This is a genomic window from Vibrio sp. 779(2023), assembly GCF_033344285.1.
GTDB lineage: Bacteria > Pseudomonadota > Gammaproteobacteria > Enterobacterales > Vibrionaceae > Vibrio > Vibrio alginolyticus.
On the sequence record NZ_JAWPOM010000039.1, the window covers coordinates 1 to 15,570 of the forward strand.

Here is a 15,570-nt window from a genome sequence, read left to right on the forward strand (position 1 = left end):
TAAAATTATCTGTGTCTACTTTTAACTCCATAGGTACTTCATTCCTTTGTCTGGTATTGCATATAACGCCCAATTAACGTGTGAGCAGCGCAAGCACTGAACCCAAAAACTGCGCCGTAAACACTAAATTCAACCCGAAGTGAGAGCGCCAAGCGTTGCGAATCACTGTTGAATTGTTTGTTATGTTTTACCACAAGTTACTGACTTAATTGAGAAAGAACTACGATTTCTGACTAGTTTTCTGAGCTAAACCACAAAGCTTGAACCAACTTGGCCGTCAAAAGCGACCAACCTAAAACAAGCAAGTCCACTTCCCCGCCCAATGAGGCAACCCCACTAAGCTCCAACAAGCGCCCTGTCTTTCCAACCAAAGCGCAAAACAATGGCAAATTGCCGAGGCAACTGCCAAGCCGAAATGCTAATTGGCGAAGAACCTAGAAGCGACTTTGAGCCAGTTAAATCAGAAGCCAACCGCCACGACCTGACAATGAAGCAACCCGCGAACATTGGCATGTTTTACGGGCTGAGAGAGTCAAGAACTTAGACCGACAATGCGGATTTGCTGAGTCTACTAGGGACGGATTGCCAGAGGGACAAAGAACTTCAGCCTAAGAACTTTAAGCCCTTGAAATACAAGTAAACATAACGCCGCATTAAGGTGTGAGCAACGCTAACCACCTAACCGAAACCATTGCGCCATAAACACGAAACCCAACCATGAGCTAAAAATGCCAAGCGTTGGGAATGACTCTTAAATGCTTTGTTATATGATTCTTCTTATATTGCATCTAACTGCATTCGTTTCTCATTGAATAGCTTTGTGAAGCCCTTAGCGGAAAAAAGAACTTTGAAGTCTTTTTTATAAGTTGTTATCTCAACTAAGTTCTTCTTTTTAAACTGGGACACTATGTATTTTCTGCCAGCTTCAGTAGATGGGAAAAAGGTTCGCCACGAACCATTGCATGCCTGTGAATACTTAACAAGCTTATCATTAACATATAATGGATCGTGACCCATGACTTTATCGCCATCAGTCTTACATTTAGTTTCATCCCAAAACTGTAAATAGACGTTTAAATCTCCACGTTGATTGGAGCTTAAGTTTGCGTAATATCCATCATTGATTGAATCTCGGATGAGGTATTGCCCATTTTGAGCAATATACCATTCATTAATTTCATCACTGGTATCGGCATAAACACCAGAAGATAGCGCAGCTAGGCTTAATAATATTATTTTTTTAAACATATCATTTTTCCAATTTAAATAATGAACTTTCGATTGATGGTATCACCATGCGAGCCTCGTGTCATATAACGCCCAGTTAAGGGGTGAACAACGCAATACCGAAGCCGCTGCATACCGCCTTAAACACTAAAAACAACGCATAGTAAAAATGCCACGCGTTGTGAATCCCTCTTGAACTGTTTGTTATGTTTAAGATTCAATACCTTACGTTAAACTATACGGAAGTTTAACCCGACTTACTTTTGCAATCAAAACCATAAGCTTAAAACTGGGTTAAATCATAATTTTGAGCAGTTTAGACTTAAACTGTTAGTGCAGAAAACGCGATGACTGACGCTCTAAGTTTGAGATTGAGCCAAATAAACTCACGTTAAACTTTGTCCGAAATTCAGTGAGGCAACTCTCAGAATTTTAGCGCTAAAGAATAAATGTCCGGAAAGCAGCGTCCAACGATGCCAACTTGCCGAAAAGACCTAAATTGGATGACTTAGGAAGCAAATAAAAGACACAACCTACTGATTTTACGTGATTAAACATAACGCCCTGTTAAGGTGTGAGCAACGCAATACAAAAGCCGCCGCATACCACCTTAATCACCAAATTCAACGCATAGTAAAAATGCCACGCGTTGCGAATCACTCTTGAACAGTTTGTTATGTGCGTGGTTGAAACCTACTCTACACTTGGCTCCGGTAAAACTGGTGGTGTACTGTCCATATAAGTTAAAAAGTTTTCCCATAATTCGTGTGTTCTTTGTTTAGTTAACTTAGTTTTGCACGATATCGCCATAATTCCACGAATAGTTCCGTCACGCCATTGCGTATAAACCGAATCACAGTGAGAGGACATATATGCTTGCCAATCCTGTTGAGCAAGTTTAATTGCTGCTATTAGTTCTGGATCATAAGAGTTGTGTTCAAAGCTAGAGCTTAGATATTTGTCTAATTTAACTTGTGCTGACTCTAGTTCAATAGCGGCGCATTGATTTATCTCGATTGTAGTCATCGCATTATTACAGTCAATGGACTCTTCTTCAGCTAGGGCACCAAACGAAAGACCAGCCAATATGATGATTAGACACTTATTCATCGTTTTCTCCGAAAGCACATAACGCCCTGTTAAGGTGTGAGCAACGCAATACTGAAGCTCCCGCATAACACCTTAAACACTAAAACCAACGCATAGTAAAAATGCCACGCGTTGCGAATCACTCTTAAACAGTTTGTTAGCTTAGTTCCCAAAATTCTTCGTGATATTCTGTTTCAAGCTTATCCCAGCACTCAGAACAAAACAGCTTGATATTTTCCCACCCTTTTAGGTTTCCAAAGTCATATTCTTGGATATCATGCTCGAATTCATACTTCCCGCACTGTTCACACTCAACAAGCTCTTCAGCATGTCCGCATACATAGCATTTGTCCTGCCCATCAAATACTACGAAAGCATCGTGTTTACATAGTGGACAAGTCCATATGTCGCTTGCAGGTATTTTTTGCACCTCTATTTGTGCATTTGCTCGAATTGCTAACTCTTCAACATAGTCACGTAACTTAAATAACTCACTTTTCAAATTATCACTCAGCAAGTCAATAACATGAACATCGAGTTGCTTCTTAGCAAATTCAATGTAAAAGCCGACTAGTCGGATAAATTGGGACTTTACTTGCTCTACTGAGTATTCAAAATCGAAATGAACTATTTTGTTCCTCAACTCAGCAGCAGTTTCTATTGTCTTGTGATCGCTATCGACTAAGGTAACACCTGCTATTTTCTTCAAACGTTCAATGGATTGCTTGAGGTTTACAGTATTCCTGCACTTATCTATATCCGTATAAACGAGAACTTCATGTTCTAAACTCAACCGTTCTTTTAAAATTGTTTCGATCGCTTGAATTTGAATAAGAATGGCGAACTTCCATTTTTCATCATTGGATTCTGCTTTTATAGCTTGCTCTAATGACTCTCGGAAAAAACTAACCGAGTTTTCAAATAATGACATTTTAAACAAAGTCATAATTTTCCTCTTACTAAGCTAACGCCCAATTAAGGTGTGAGCCACGCAACCACAACACTCAACATGGACGTCGTAAACACTAAACTTGACCCAAACCAAGAATGCCAAGCGTGGGGAATCACTCTTAAATTGTTTGTTAAATTTCTTATCTACGTTTGTGCTCAGTTCTTGCCGCTATATCTGGAATTGAATCAGCAGCACTTACAGTTGTTTGGACTTTGGCACGGTTTTTTAGACGCTGTTGAGCAACAAAAGCAAAGGACTTACCCGTCCGTTCAGCTTCCTTTTGAATTTCATAAATTTCCTCGCCAGAAATTGGATTATCCCGAGCGTCGATCATAGTTGAAAAGTGATAAGTAGCTTCTTCTTCATTTTCGGATGGAGTCGTATGCGCAACTATATCTTCTGGTTCAATACTTACGGCTTCCTGCATACCAGCACCTATTGCACCAAAATTCTGAACAAACCAATCACCTTGCTCTAGACTGTTTTTTAACGTGAATAGGTCATGATCATTAAACGGAACATGGAAGTCATTAAAGTTTATAAATTGACGACCATCGATTCGCATTTGAAAGTGAAAGTGCGGGTAATCTATTGATGTACCTTTGTGCCCTTCAAAGTCGTTTTTTGAACAATCAAATGTCCATTCAACGTTTTTCCACTTAACTGTGTAAGACAGGATTTTCCTTTCTGATTTCTCAGCTTCGAGATCATTGATGTTTGATAACAAGCGTTCTTGGTTTGCACACCACCTTATAAACGCCGCTATATTTCCATAGCCATACTTAGAATAGATTTTAGGGAAGTCTTTCTTTTTGAATTTACATTGTCGCAGAAGCCAATGAAGACAAGGTTCGTTTTTACTGATTGTTTTAAAGGGCTTATTACATAGATAACATACGCCTTTTTCGTATCCCTCTTTAAATGCTCGAACCTGTCTAAAATGCTCCTCGTCATTCAATCGATTCATTTCTTCGATTTCATCTGAGGACATACTTTCAAAGATAGCTTTGTATCTTTCAGTATTGTGTTCCATCGTAATTCTCCAGATATTTAACGCCGCATTAAGGTGTGAGCAACGCTACCACGAAACCTAACCAGACCACCGTAAACACTAAACCCAACGATGGAATAAAAAATGCCAAGCGTTGGGAATCACTCTTAAATGCTTTGTTATGTGCCTTTATCTGCTATATGTGTAAAGTACACATTTATAACTGCGGAAATAAACAATAGAAATGCGATGGTTTGCTGAATGCGAGCCATCCTAATACTGTCACGGTGCTTTCGTTCCTCTCTTTGATAAGCCGAAAGTGTATTCAGAGCCTGTGGGTTCACAGTTATGTTAGACAGATGGAGAACTTCATCTTTAAAACTAACATCTCCACTTTCTTGTAAGGCTAATAGTTTCCAGCGCAAGTCCATGTTATGGGTATAGTCAGTTCTATTTTCCGAGCTGTTCCCATAAATTTCACGCTTTAGTGCATAGAAATTGACTTTATTTGACGCATCTCTATGTTTTAGAACCACACTTAACAATTCAAATCTTTCGTAATAACTAATCGTTTTTTTATCTCGACTTTGTTCGAAAAACCACTTAACACGATTAATACCAAGAACATTATAAATATAAGCACTAAGCAACGTTGTATACTCTAATTGCCATAAGCGATAATGATGTTTAATCAACAAGTCGTATTGAGACAGTTGAGAGAACGGTATCTTGTGAGTTTCAGCATCATCACTGTCAGGGTCTGGATAATGGAAAGTTAGGACATTTTCACCTTCAATTGATTCCAGATAATATTTCTTCGAATCCTTAGCCCAGATAAAGTACATATCGTTATTTTCCAATGACGATTTAGAGCCAAGATAAACCCGTTCTCTAGCTTTAAATTTAACTAAAGACTTTAGCAAAAATTTTTTGAACATAGTTCTCCTTTGACGCTTTGGCACATAACGCCTTGTTAAGGTGTGAGGCACGCAATACCGAGGTTTCCGCATACCGCCTTAACCACTGAACTTAACGCATAGTAAAAATGCCACGCGTGCCGAATCACTCTTGAACAATTTGTTAGGTTTTGGGCTTATTCCCCCAGTGAACCCCAATCTGTTAGATTTAATTGCTTACGCCTAATGTAATAGAAGGTTGCCATAACCAAGCCAAACAAAGCGCCAGTAAGTAACGAAATGAAAACTGCTTCTAAAACTGGTTTACCTAACTCGTTCCACACAAGAAACCATTGAAATACTCCCCAAACAGGAGCAAAGAAAGTCGCACAAAGCATAACGTTTGCAAAGAAGCTTTGATAATAAGGCGGTGGAAAACACAGTCCTAGTTTACGTAACGACTTTACAAGTGGGGGATTGTAGTTCGACTTCCAAACACCTTTGTCACTTAATTCTTTGTGCGCAAGTTGTAGCTTCGTTTCATAATCCATGACCCAAAATCCTTGTATTCGATGTTTCCCGTGGAGAAACCTAACGCCCGCTTAAGTGGTGAGCAACGCAATACGATGTTTCCGCACACCACCTAAATCACTAAATTTGACGCATAATAAAAATGCCACGCGTTGCGAATCCGTCTTAAAGCGTTTGTTAGCTGTATTTCACTCGCAGACTATCAATCTAGGATTTCACGCAAGAATATAAGCTTTGGTATACGACTACCTTTGTTATCAGCCCCCCAAACAACTGTAATGTGACCATTAATTGAGAGCTTATTCTTGAGATCCATTGGTTTAATTGTAGGGTCAAGTTGTAACTTAACACGCCGTTTGTGCAACGAAGGAGCTACAACTGCCCAACCCCGTTTTGCCGAGTCCAAGTCAATAGCACGAATTTCAAGTTTAACGTCATGGAAATCTTCGACAATGTCTTCGGATACTTCTGATTTAGATTTATATTCAGGCAATGCACGAACCGAAGCATTAGAAATTTGAATATTCGGATCTTCGTTGAACGTAATGGTAGCGTTAGGGTCAAGCTTGGCGGGCTTTACTACATTTAATGAGTTTTCAGCGAGTTTATCCTTGTCCTTGATTGCAGAAATAACGATGTTCGTAAATTCCTCTGCCGTCATGTCAACCATTCCAGCACCAATTTGAATAATAGTATTATTGTTTGCTTCCACAATAGCTTTAGCTTCTTTATCTGAAGGTGCAGATGACTTACCTAAATAGTAAGCACCGCCAGCAAGAATCATTGCCACTAGCACAGCTGACAAGAAATTGGGGTTATTATTCATGATTTTCTCGATGCCTAGTTTTTGTCTTGTGTTATCGATGCATTCATCAAATCTTTGCTGATTTCCGAAAATCAGTTTTACGACTAAGTCTTCCCAAATGCTGTCTGACCGAAGTTCTTTAATAAAAACTTCAATATCAATTACTTTAGCATCAGGGAAAAGAGCCTCAAGTACTTCTGGAGCTTGTTTTACCAAACTTTCAAAAGCAATAAGTGAACGCGCGATTTCACCGACAGGTACGTATTCTTTATTGGAGTAATAAATACGCTGACTAACTTCTTGGTATTGCATATAATTTCTTAAGCATAATATCGACTGCCAATATAGTACATCGCTTCATATGCTAAGTCGTTGACTTACTTCACTATACAGCTAACGCCGCGTTAAGTGGTGAACAACGCCAACCACCAAGCCTAAACCATTGTACCTTAAACACTTAACCTAACTTGATGCGAGATCGCCAAGCGTTGTGAATCCGCCTTAAACGCCTTGTTAGTTTTCTTATACTGGTTGTTGATTCAATGAAGCATAACAATACTTTTATATTGCATGATAACAGCCAACATTGTCCAAATAGCCAAAAAGCCTATACATTGCTTGTTTTCAATACTCAACTTTTTTGCGTCAATTTTATTCAACCAAGTAAAAAACAAAGTCACAGTCAATGATGAAAATATTAAAATAAGAACAAATATCTGGTCATTTTTAAAAAGCGTATGTGTACTAATTATACTTCCGAATAGCACAGTTACACACATTGTTACAGTATAAGTCTGGAATAATAGCCTTAATTTATCTATGAATTTAAGCATCCGATAATCAGTAACAATTAAGAGGGTTGCGTTGAGAACTATTATTACAAACATACTTATCATAAATGATGTTTGACCGAAGTTTTCACCAAATATCTGATGATATACAGTGACAATTTCTTCATACGTTAGTCCAGCAAAAAAACCAAAAACTGTTGCCATTGATATGACAATTAATATTAACGCAGCAGCATCTAGAATTGAACTTCGATAACTGCTAAAGGAGCCTGGTTCTTCAGGATCGTCATTTATGTATGCCTTTATCTGATCGATATAGACACATATTTTTTTTATTTTCATAAGAATCTTATTCACGATATTAAGTAACCTCTACTACTTCAATGATACAAAGTAAACTAACGCCGCGTTAAGGGGTGAACAACGCCAACCACCTAACCTAAACCATTGTGCCGTAAACACTAAAACCGATTCAAACTAAAAATGCCAAGCGTTGAGAATCCCTCTTGAACGCCTTGTTATGCGAAATTCGACAAGGCCGATTTGTACGCATTTCTAGCCTCAGGACTTAAGTAACTATCCATACCTTGGAACAGTTCAAATAACTCAGCACCATATTTAAGTTTGAACTCTTCACTGCTATAAACAAGCTCTAGCTCATTAGCGACGGTTAACTCGCAAAACAATTTCGCCATTGCATTGTCGAGTGCGAATGTTGAACCAGTAAACCTGTCTTTAAATTGGATTTCTAGCACTTTGCCAAATTGAGGGAATACATAGTCTCGGTCGCATGAGCAATACAAGTAAACCAATGCTTCTTCATCATGACCAATAATTCGCGCTATTTCTTGGCGCTGGCTTAACGACACCATATTTTCATCGAAACCCGCTGTTCCATACGCGGCATGAAAGAGACCTGCGATTTGAAGTAATTCGCCACTCCCCCAGTTAATTAGAACTTCCTCAGTACCTTTTAGGTGTGCTTCCAACGAGCCATTGAGGTGCTGAAAATCACCCGCACCGAGCTCTTGCAGCATTCCAAACTTATCCATAAATATCAATTTCCTTTAGGTCGCATAACGCCGCATTAAGGTGTGAGCAACGCTAACACAAAACTTAACCATGCCACTGAAAACACTAAACCCAACTATGAAATGAAAAATGCCATGCGTTGAGAATCACTCTTAAATGCTTTGTTAGCACTATTTTCTACACAGAACTTTAGGTTTAACTCCAACTTCAATACAAGCAGAAACAAACGATGACATTAGCCACAACAGTTGTGTTTCGTGTGAAGTTAACTTTCCTTTATTTGCTTTTTTCACCAACTTGTCAACTTCACTTTTCTTGACAAAATTTACCGCAATTACAACTTCTCGCTGGCAACTAGGAGATGAAACTATATCCAATACATTTCTCTTGAAGTGTGCATAGTTATATTTATAACTTACCATTATCCTCGAAATATGAGAAATAATCTTAGGAGGTTTGGGTTGCCCTTTTTTTGTCCTTATAGAGGGAATATATGTTCTGCTCCATAGTTTTTCCTTACTATCTAGGTCAGTAGTTGAAAGCATTACTTTACCTAGATTTTTCACTGCTTGGCTAACTACTTCTTGCATTTCACTTGCACCATGTGAGTCTTCTGATTTAGCCTTGCTATGCACTAAAGTAATTTTAGGAGTTCCAGAAGAAACCTTATTAAAAATAAAGTGATCCGCCCATTCCTGGCTACCAAGGTCATCGCAGACTATTATGTCCGATACCCTTTTATAATACTCCTGAACTCGATAAAAAAGGGAAGTGAATGGAAAGTCCACACTATTTTTTGTAATTAACCTCTCAGATTTTTAATTTTTTGCATACTTAAACCTCTCTACCCCTTCATATATGCTTGTTATATACTTTACATTGTTTAGCATATTTGAATCTTTATAAAGCCTCTTACCTGTATAAAAATAACTAAGATCCGAAAATACAATATCAAAGCAGCCTTTAGTATTAATAAAGGAAAGTAAACTAATATAGCTACCAGTTTCACGATTTTTCAATGAAAATCTAGACAAACGTTTTGACTTCAGAGTGAATGATTTGCTATTTCTAACGATACTGACATCTATACCATCAAGGCTATGACTGTGATTATTTATTTTTATTACTTCATAGATGTTTTTGGCTTTACTCTTCGCAAAATCAACGATTTTTTGTGAAGCTAAACCACCGCTATAGTAGAGCTCATATTTATCACCCATATTTTCAAGCAATCTATTTAAGTTAAAAATCATGCTCGTAGGTTTAACTCCGGCAGGAAGATCGTTAATGTCAATTGATGAAGAGAACTGATTCATAAAGTTCGAATCGACATTCCTTTTAAGTCGGACTTTAAAATCGAAGCACCAGTCAACAACATGATCTATTGACCATTTTCCAGAATAGTCGCTAATCCTACTCGTATTAACTGATATCGAATAGTCTGTTTCATTTTCGCTAAATTTAGCCATTCTAGGTATAAGTCTATGGCTATTAAATGTTGGGAGTGTTCCTATTAAGTTGTGAGCTTCATATGATTTTCTTAATATGTCATATGTACCTATTGACATGCCATTAACTGACAACTTCTCACAAGTAGTATTATTTGACTCTTTTATGTAACTTGCCATTTCACGACTAGAAAATAAGCTCAAATGTTCTTTTAGCAGAGAGAACGGATCTGAGCTGTTCTTCTTAAATACAGCCAAGTACTTATCAAATTCAACAATGATTAAATACGCATACTTGGTTTCTTTAAGACTAACATTTTTCAAAAATGTTGGTGGGACTTCTAGCTTAAAACAACAAGAAGTAACTTGTGCAAAGTTACCATTAATTGTGTTTATTTTTGCTCTGTGCTTACGATTAAGCACACGCCCTACTTTATCTTTAGATATTTCTTTCGTGCATTCCTCAAGAAGGTCTTTCTTGATATTCTTATCAACTTTATAAAACTTTGCTGACTTTGGAATATCAAAGTCACTTAAACTTACTTGTGCCACTAACTGTCTCCCAAGGCACCAAATAGTGCTAACGCCCTGTTAAGGTGTGAGCAACGCAATACGAAAGCCTCCGCACACCACCTAAATCACTAAAATCAACACATGGTAAAAATGCCACGCGTTGCGAATCACTCTTAAACAGTTTGTTAGCATGTTGTTTCCGCTACAAACTCATTCACTTGAGAGCGTGTTGTGAAACGTACTTTAGAACCGTGAAAATCTCTGAACAATTGCTGATGGAACTGTCGTGAACTTTTGGATTCGCGAACCGAGTATTCAGAAGCCCATTTTAATAATTCACAAAATTTCTTCTCCGCCTGTTCCTCATTAAGTTGCTTCGAGCTCTCCGAACCACGAGCATAAAGAGAACTTTCACATTCAGACCATTCCAAATCCAAAAACAACAGCATGTCAGCAGAAAAAATAAGCTGTTCGGCTAAAGCACCAAATACTCCCTCAACTACCCAGTTGCATTGAGACTTTATACTAGCAATTTCATTTTCGATTGCTCCGGTGGAGCGTTTTTGATTATAGCCACCTGGCTCCCATACAATCGAGTCCAAGTTAACTTCTTGCAAATGAAGTTTTCGGGATAACTGTTTCGACAACCAACTCTTGCCTGAGCCAGAATTACCGATGATGAGAATTTTCTTCATATTACTCCCGCATGCTAACGCCGCATTAAGGTGTGAGCAACGCTACCACGAAACTAAACCTTACCACCGTAAACACAAAACCCAACGATGGAATGAAAAATGCCATGCGTTGGGAATCACTCTTAAATGCTTTGTTAGCTTAATATAGACTCAGGAGTGCTTTTTACTTTCTAGGCTTTTTACTCTTGCTTTGTACGCAAAATAAAAACCAACGAAGAAGAATGCATTCGTAGCCACGAGAGCCAATCCCGCAACCTCGGGTAAATTGTAGCCTGTTATCATTGAAAGAATATAGTACTGGGCACATGCAGCCATAACACACAAAGATAATGGACGAAGAAAAGTAGTACTCGGCGATAACTTTTCTTCAGAGAACATATACTGCATCAATAGCACATGCGAGAAATGAATTGTTGCCAATGACAATATCACTATTAGTATTAAAACTAGCATTACAAATCTTCCGGTTGAAGTAGACCTCTGCGAAGAAGCTCCTTCCGCGCATCTTTTGCATTTAAGTGTGTTTGATAAGCAATTACACTGACCATTACGACCAAGATTGCCGATGCTTTGCCTGCAACTTGTTTGGTCACTCCCAGTCTATTTGCAATCTGCGCAACTGGTGAGCTTGTAACTTGCTTTTTCAACTGAGTCGCAACCTCTTTGGAAGCACTTTTTACCCCTTGTTGCGCTGATGAAAGCAAAAATGCTGATATACCTGCTGCTGTGAGAGGGAGCGAGAAGTCTATGCCAAGACCTTTCAATATATTAGTCACATCCTTATTGGTATCAAAAAATTCTCTGAGCTCCCGATCAGAAAGTGACCATGAGAACCAGTATGGATTTGCAACCACTTGAGAAACTAAACCATATAGTGAAGCTTTCAACTGGCCATCGTTCAAAGCCAATATTAGCTTCAAAACTTCGGACTGTTTGTTCTTAGGTAACTCTCTATAAAGTACAATTCCTGTAATAATTGTAATTGCATTAGGCTCCTGTCTCATACGAGCTTCGTACTTTTCCATACCAATCAAATGCGTGTAGTACTTAACTGGATCTGCGGCAATTTTTGATTTGTGCACTCTCATAAAGCCTCCAATATAGATTTTGATAATGCTTAATACACTTATTGGAACTTGAGCACAAATATGCTTACTACTTTTTTGTTTAGTTTCACACAACATTGCAATTTATAAATAGCATAATTGCCTGACTACCTTGTTCATGAACTTAAATGTTAAGCTAACGCCGCATTAAGGTGTGAGCGGCGCTTGGCTATACTTGAGCGAAGCGAAACTGCCAAGCGTTGCGAATCACTCTTGAATGCTTTGTTATGTGCGTGCTAAACGGTAGCGCCTTACCGTACCCTCAATCTCATCTGTGTAGTTACCGAGGTATTCACCACCACAGTTTTCGATGACCTTTTGAGATGCGGGATTGTCAATTGAGCAAGTAACAATAACTGAATCAGTGACAACATGGTCTCGCACCCAAGAAAGCAGAAATGAGGCTACACCCTTACCACGAGCTGACGGTCTAGTTTCGTAGCCAATATGACCAATGACATTTTCTACGTTGGCATTAGTACCTTTGCGAACTCGGACTGCACCTAAAATTTCGGAGTTCGATACACAGTAGTAAGTTGTGCTAGGTAAATATCCCTTTGGTAACTCAGAGATTGCCTTTGAACGTTCGACCAAACCTGACAAATAAGCTGTCGGATCTTGCTCCACACCCGAATATTTTGGAATACCCGATTCTAGGCATTCTTTCGCATAGCTCGCTAATATTGGGGCCAAATCAGGGTTGGCCTCTATCACTTCCATGTCAATTTTCCTCATAAGCACATAACGCCCGCTTAAGTGGTGAGCAACGCAATACGATGTTTCCGCGCACCACCTAAATCACTAAATTCACCACAAACCACAAATGCCACGCGTTGCGAATCCGTCTTGAAGCGTTTGTTATGTGAACAAGCTAAAGTCAGTATCCGATATCAAGAATCAAAAACAACGTAAGCAAGAAAGTAGACCAGTACCATATACTAGCACACCATTGACGAACTATTAGAACTTGATATAAAAAAGCAAAAAATAAAGCCAACTCTAAAAGAAACTGAAAAGGTAATATCAGAAATCCGTAAGCTAATCCGTATAGTGAAGCCTCTCCGGCTCCCCCACTACTACTCACCGCATTTTCGATAAAATGACTAAAATACAAGTAAATAAAATGGTTTACCGTAAATAGAACTAAAACAATATTCACTGCGCTCATGCTCCAAAACTTCATTTTGAAACATTATTAAGATCGACTCAGACGCTACCTAGCATCAAATATCAAAAAACTCGACGTGAACCGCTATTTTGTTTACATAACGCCCTGTTAAGGTGTGAGCAATGCAATACCGAAGCTCCCGCATACCACATTAAACACCAAAACCAACGCATAGTGAAAATGCCACGCGTTGCGAATCACTCTTAAACAGTTTGTTATGTGCGTACTGTTTATAGCAATTGCTCTGATAGTTCAGAAAATTGTTCAATGAACCAAGTTGAACCATCATTCATATTGCACTCAAGCTCATTTATAAGTGCTAACTCTCGGGAATTTAGGTCTTGCTTAGCTACGTTTTCAATTGGGTAATGCTCTATATCCCAACCCCGTTTTTGAGCATTAGCTAACACAAGGTGAACGTAACGGTATTTCAAGTTACCTTGTGATTGAAGAGAGCCATCTCTTTTTAATACTGGTCGTCGAGACTTTCCTTCGAGAATCTTTGCTACGTTAGACTTGTACTCATTAAGCCTCGCTTTCTTCGAAGCTTTGCCAATGTAGCGAAACTCCTTTTGTTCAGTAGAGATCTTAATGAAATACAGATATGGTTGAGTGAGATCGATTTGCTTAGGGTTTGTCCAATCAAACATTAAATCAGTCCTTGATAGTTGATTATCACTGATACCAAGATTAACAGACATGGTCATCTAAAGTTTAAGACTTTTTCCAAAGCACATAACGCCGCATTAAGGGGTGAACAACGCCACCACCTTACCTAAACCATTGTGCCGTAAACACTTAAGCTAATTCAAACCAAAACTGCCAAGCGTTGTGAATCCCTCTTAAATGCTTTGTTAGTTGCCAAACCTAAAGCTTTGATTTGAAGTTGATTACCGCTTTGCCAACACTGTTTTTACGTGCTTTGCAAAACCTCAAATCAGGCGTAGTTTCAAAGCGCCTGTCACTGAAACGACTTGGAATATACAACGCGGGCTAACAACGCCCAAAAGCTCTTTTGGGCAGATAATTTAACCGAGCTGACTTTCAACACCCAAATAAGCTTACGAAACAGAAAATCCAATCACACAAGAAACCAAAGTTCGATTTTCACAAACCCAAATCGTTAGAAATTGAAATACGAAAAACCAACCAAACTCACACGAACATTAACCCTAAACATTCTGCTTTAGGTACGCTTTTCCTCGTTGGCAACTAACGCCGCATTAAGGTGTGAACAACGCGTCCACTGAACTAAACAACACCACCGTAAACACCGAACTCAACGATGAAATGGAAAATGCCAAGCGTTGAGAATCACTCTTAAATGCTTTGTTATACAAATATTGCCCACTTCGCATGTAATACCCCACACGTGAACAAAATCAGTGAACTTACAAACCCCAACAAACTAGCAATAAGGGAGTAAATCCAACGGTTGCTCATCTGAAGATAATCTCCAGGCTCCATAACAAACTCTCTTGATTCATGTAGCTGCAACTGCGAAGCAAATTGAAGAGATAACACCCTTAGCGCGTAGCAAATGACAGCAACAACCATTCCAGATACAAAGAGTGTCATAGCTGTACCGAACAAACTCCAATCAGAAAACTTATCTTGCTTATCAATCGCACCACCAAGAAACGTCATAAGCCCAGCTGCGGCTGCACCATTCAAAGTGAATGCCCATTTTATCGTGGTGTCCAAGCCCAATTGGATACTCTTAAAATATTCTAGTTTATGCTCTATTGACATATTTCCCTCATTTGTATAACGCCGCATTAAGGGGTGAACAACGCCACCACCCAACCTAAGCTATTGTGCCGTAAACACTAAAGTTGATTCAAACCAAAACTGCCAAGCGTTGTGAATCCCTCTTGAATGCTTTGTTAGTTGCCAAACCTAACGCTTTGATTTGATGTTAATTGCCGCTTTGCCAACACTAGTTTTACGTGTTTTAAGAAGCTCAAATCAGGCGCTGTTTCAAAGCGCCTGTCACTGAAACCACTTGGAATATACAACGCCGTAGAATACAGCCTAACAACACCAAAAAGCTCATTTGAAAAGACAATATCATAGAGTTGACTCTCAACAAGCGAACTGGCTTCTGAAACGGAAAGTCCGACCACAAAAAACCAAAGCCTGATTTGCACAATACTGAAAGGCTAAAATTTGAAATACAAAACCGAGCCAGAAACGTACGAACATTAGCCCTAAATATTCTGATTTAGCTGCGTTTTCCCCTTGGCAACTAACGCCCTGTTAAGGTGTGAGCAACGCAATACCGAGGCTCCCGCATACCACCTTAACCACAAAACCTAACGCATAG

At 38.9% G+C, this 15,570-nt stretch carries 16 protein-coding genes; all 16 read right to left on the bottom strand.

Going from position 1 to position 15,570, the window contains the following annotated elements; translation table 11 throughout:
* Window positions 1-777 precede the first annotated feature (777 nt).
* The 16 genes from R8O70_RS24090 to R8O70_RS24165 all read right to left on the bottom strand — a co-directional run bounded on the left by R8O70_RS24090 (window position 778) and on the right by R8O70_RS24165 (window position 14,996).
* A complete protein-coding gene (locus R8O70_RS24090; protein WP_203492677.1) occupies window positions 778-1,248 on the bottom strand; it encodes a hypothetical protein in 471 nt (156 codons plus the stop codon).
* Window positions 1,249-1,920: 672 nt separating this feature from the next.
* On the bottom strand, window positions 1,921-2,337 hold the full coding sequence (locus R8O70_RS24095; RefSeq protein WP_025767307.1) for a lysozyme inhibitor LprI family protein: 417 nt from the start codon (window positions 2,335-2,337) through the stop codon (window positions 1,921-1,923).
* Between the two features lie 136 nt (window positions 2,338-2,473).
* Window positions 2,474-3,262, bottom strand: coding sequence for a hypothetical protein (locus tag R8O70_RS24100; RefSeq protein WP_017188758.1), 789 nt, complete (start codon window positions 3,260-3,262; stop codon window positions 2,474-2,476).
* A gap of 145 nt (window positions 3,263-3,407) precedes the next feature.
* The gene (locus tag R8O70_RS24105; protein ID WP_069538711.1) at window positions 3,408-4,301 is read right to left on the bottom strand and encodes a hypothetical protein; all 894 of its coding nucleotides are present in this window, start codon (window positions 4,299-4,301) and stop codon (window positions 3,408-3,410) included.
* Window positions 4,302-4,438: 137 nt separating this feature from the next.
* Entirely contained in the window at window positions 4,439-5,197 is a 759-nt protein-coding gene (locus R8O70_RS24110) for a hypothetical protein (protein ID WP_136977444.1), read from the bottom strand.
* A 155-nt stretch (window positions 5,198-5,352) separates the two neighbouring features.
* Window positions 5,353-5,706 carry a DUF6404 family protein gene (locus R8O70_RS24115; protein WP_005377023.1) on the bottom strand — a complete coding sequence of 118 codons (354 nt, stop codon included), beginning with the start codon at window positions 5,704-5,706 and terminating at the stop codon, window positions 5,353-5,355.
* 182 nt (window positions 5,707-5,888) lie between these two features.
* Window positions 5,889-6,803: a hypothetical protein gene (locus tag R8O70_RS24120; RefSeq protein WP_258624503.1), complete on the bottom strand. Its 915-nt coding sequence runs from the start codon at window positions 6,801-6,803 to the stop codon at window positions 5,889-5,891.
* A 227-nt stretch (window positions 6,804-7,030) separates the two neighbouring features.
* Complete coding sequence (locus R8O70_RS24125; protein ID WP_198039108.1) at window positions 7,031-7,639, bottom strand: hypothetical protein; 609 nt, start codon at window positions 7,637-7,639, stop codon at window positions 7,031-7,033.
* Window positions 7,640-7,800: 161 nt separating this feature from the next.
* A complete protein-coding gene (locus R8O70_RS24130) occupies window positions 7,801-8,334 on the bottom strand; it encodes a DUF6817 domain-containing protein (RefSeq protein ID WP_258624506.1) in 534 nt (177 codons plus the stop codon).
* A 150-nt stretch (window positions 8,335-8,484) separates the two neighbouring features.
* Window positions 8,485-9,102, bottom strand: a complete 618-nt coding sequence (locus R8O70_RS24135) for a hypothetical protein (protein ID WP_258624508.1) — start codon at window positions 9,100-9,102, stop codon at window positions 8,485-8,487.
* Window positions 9,103-9,132: 30 nt separating this feature from the next.
* Window positions 9,133-10,314 carry a hypothetical protein gene (locus tag R8O70_RS24140; RefSeq protein ID WP_318184396.1) on the bottom strand — a complete coding sequence of 394 codons (1,182 nt, stop codon included), beginning with the start codon at window positions 10,312-10,314 and terminating at the stop codon, window positions 9,133-9,135.
* A gap of 146 nt (window positions 10,315-10,460) precedes the next feature.
* Window positions 10,461-10,970 (bottom strand): AAA family ATPase, encoded by a 510-nt coding sequence (locus R8O70_RS24145; protein WP_258624510.1) that lies wholly within the window; start codon window positions 10,968-10,970, stop codon window positions 10,461-10,463.
* A gap of 452 nt (window positions 10,971-11,422) precedes the next feature.
* Complete coding sequence (locus R8O70_RS24150) at window positions 11,423-12,058, bottom strand: hypothetical protein (protein WP_151514891.1); 636 nt, start codon at window positions 12,056-12,058, stop codon at window positions 11,423-11,425.
* Between the two features lie 243 nt (window positions 12,059-12,301).
* The gene (locus R8O70_RS24155; RefSeq protein WP_005377068.1) at window positions 12,302-12,796 is read right to left on the bottom strand and encodes a GNAT family N-acetyltransferase; all 495 of its coding nucleotides are present in this window, start codon (window positions 12,794-12,796) and stop codon (window positions 12,302-12,304) included.
* 678 nt (window positions 12,797-13,474) lie between these two features.
* On the bottom strand, window positions 13,475-13,894 hold the full coding sequence (locus R8O70_RS24160; protein ID WP_064354048.1) for a hypothetical protein: 420 nt from the start codon (window positions 13,892-13,894) through the stop codon (window positions 13,475-13,477).
* A gap of 682 nt (window positions 13,895-14,576) precedes the next feature.
* Window positions 14,577-14,996 (bottom strand): hypothetical protein, encoded by a 420-nt coding sequence (locus R8O70_RS24165; protein ID WP_064354050.1) that lies wholly within the window; start codon window positions 14,994-14,996, stop codon window positions 14,577-14,579.
* Between the last annotated feature and the right edge of the window lie 574 nt (window positions 14,997-15,570).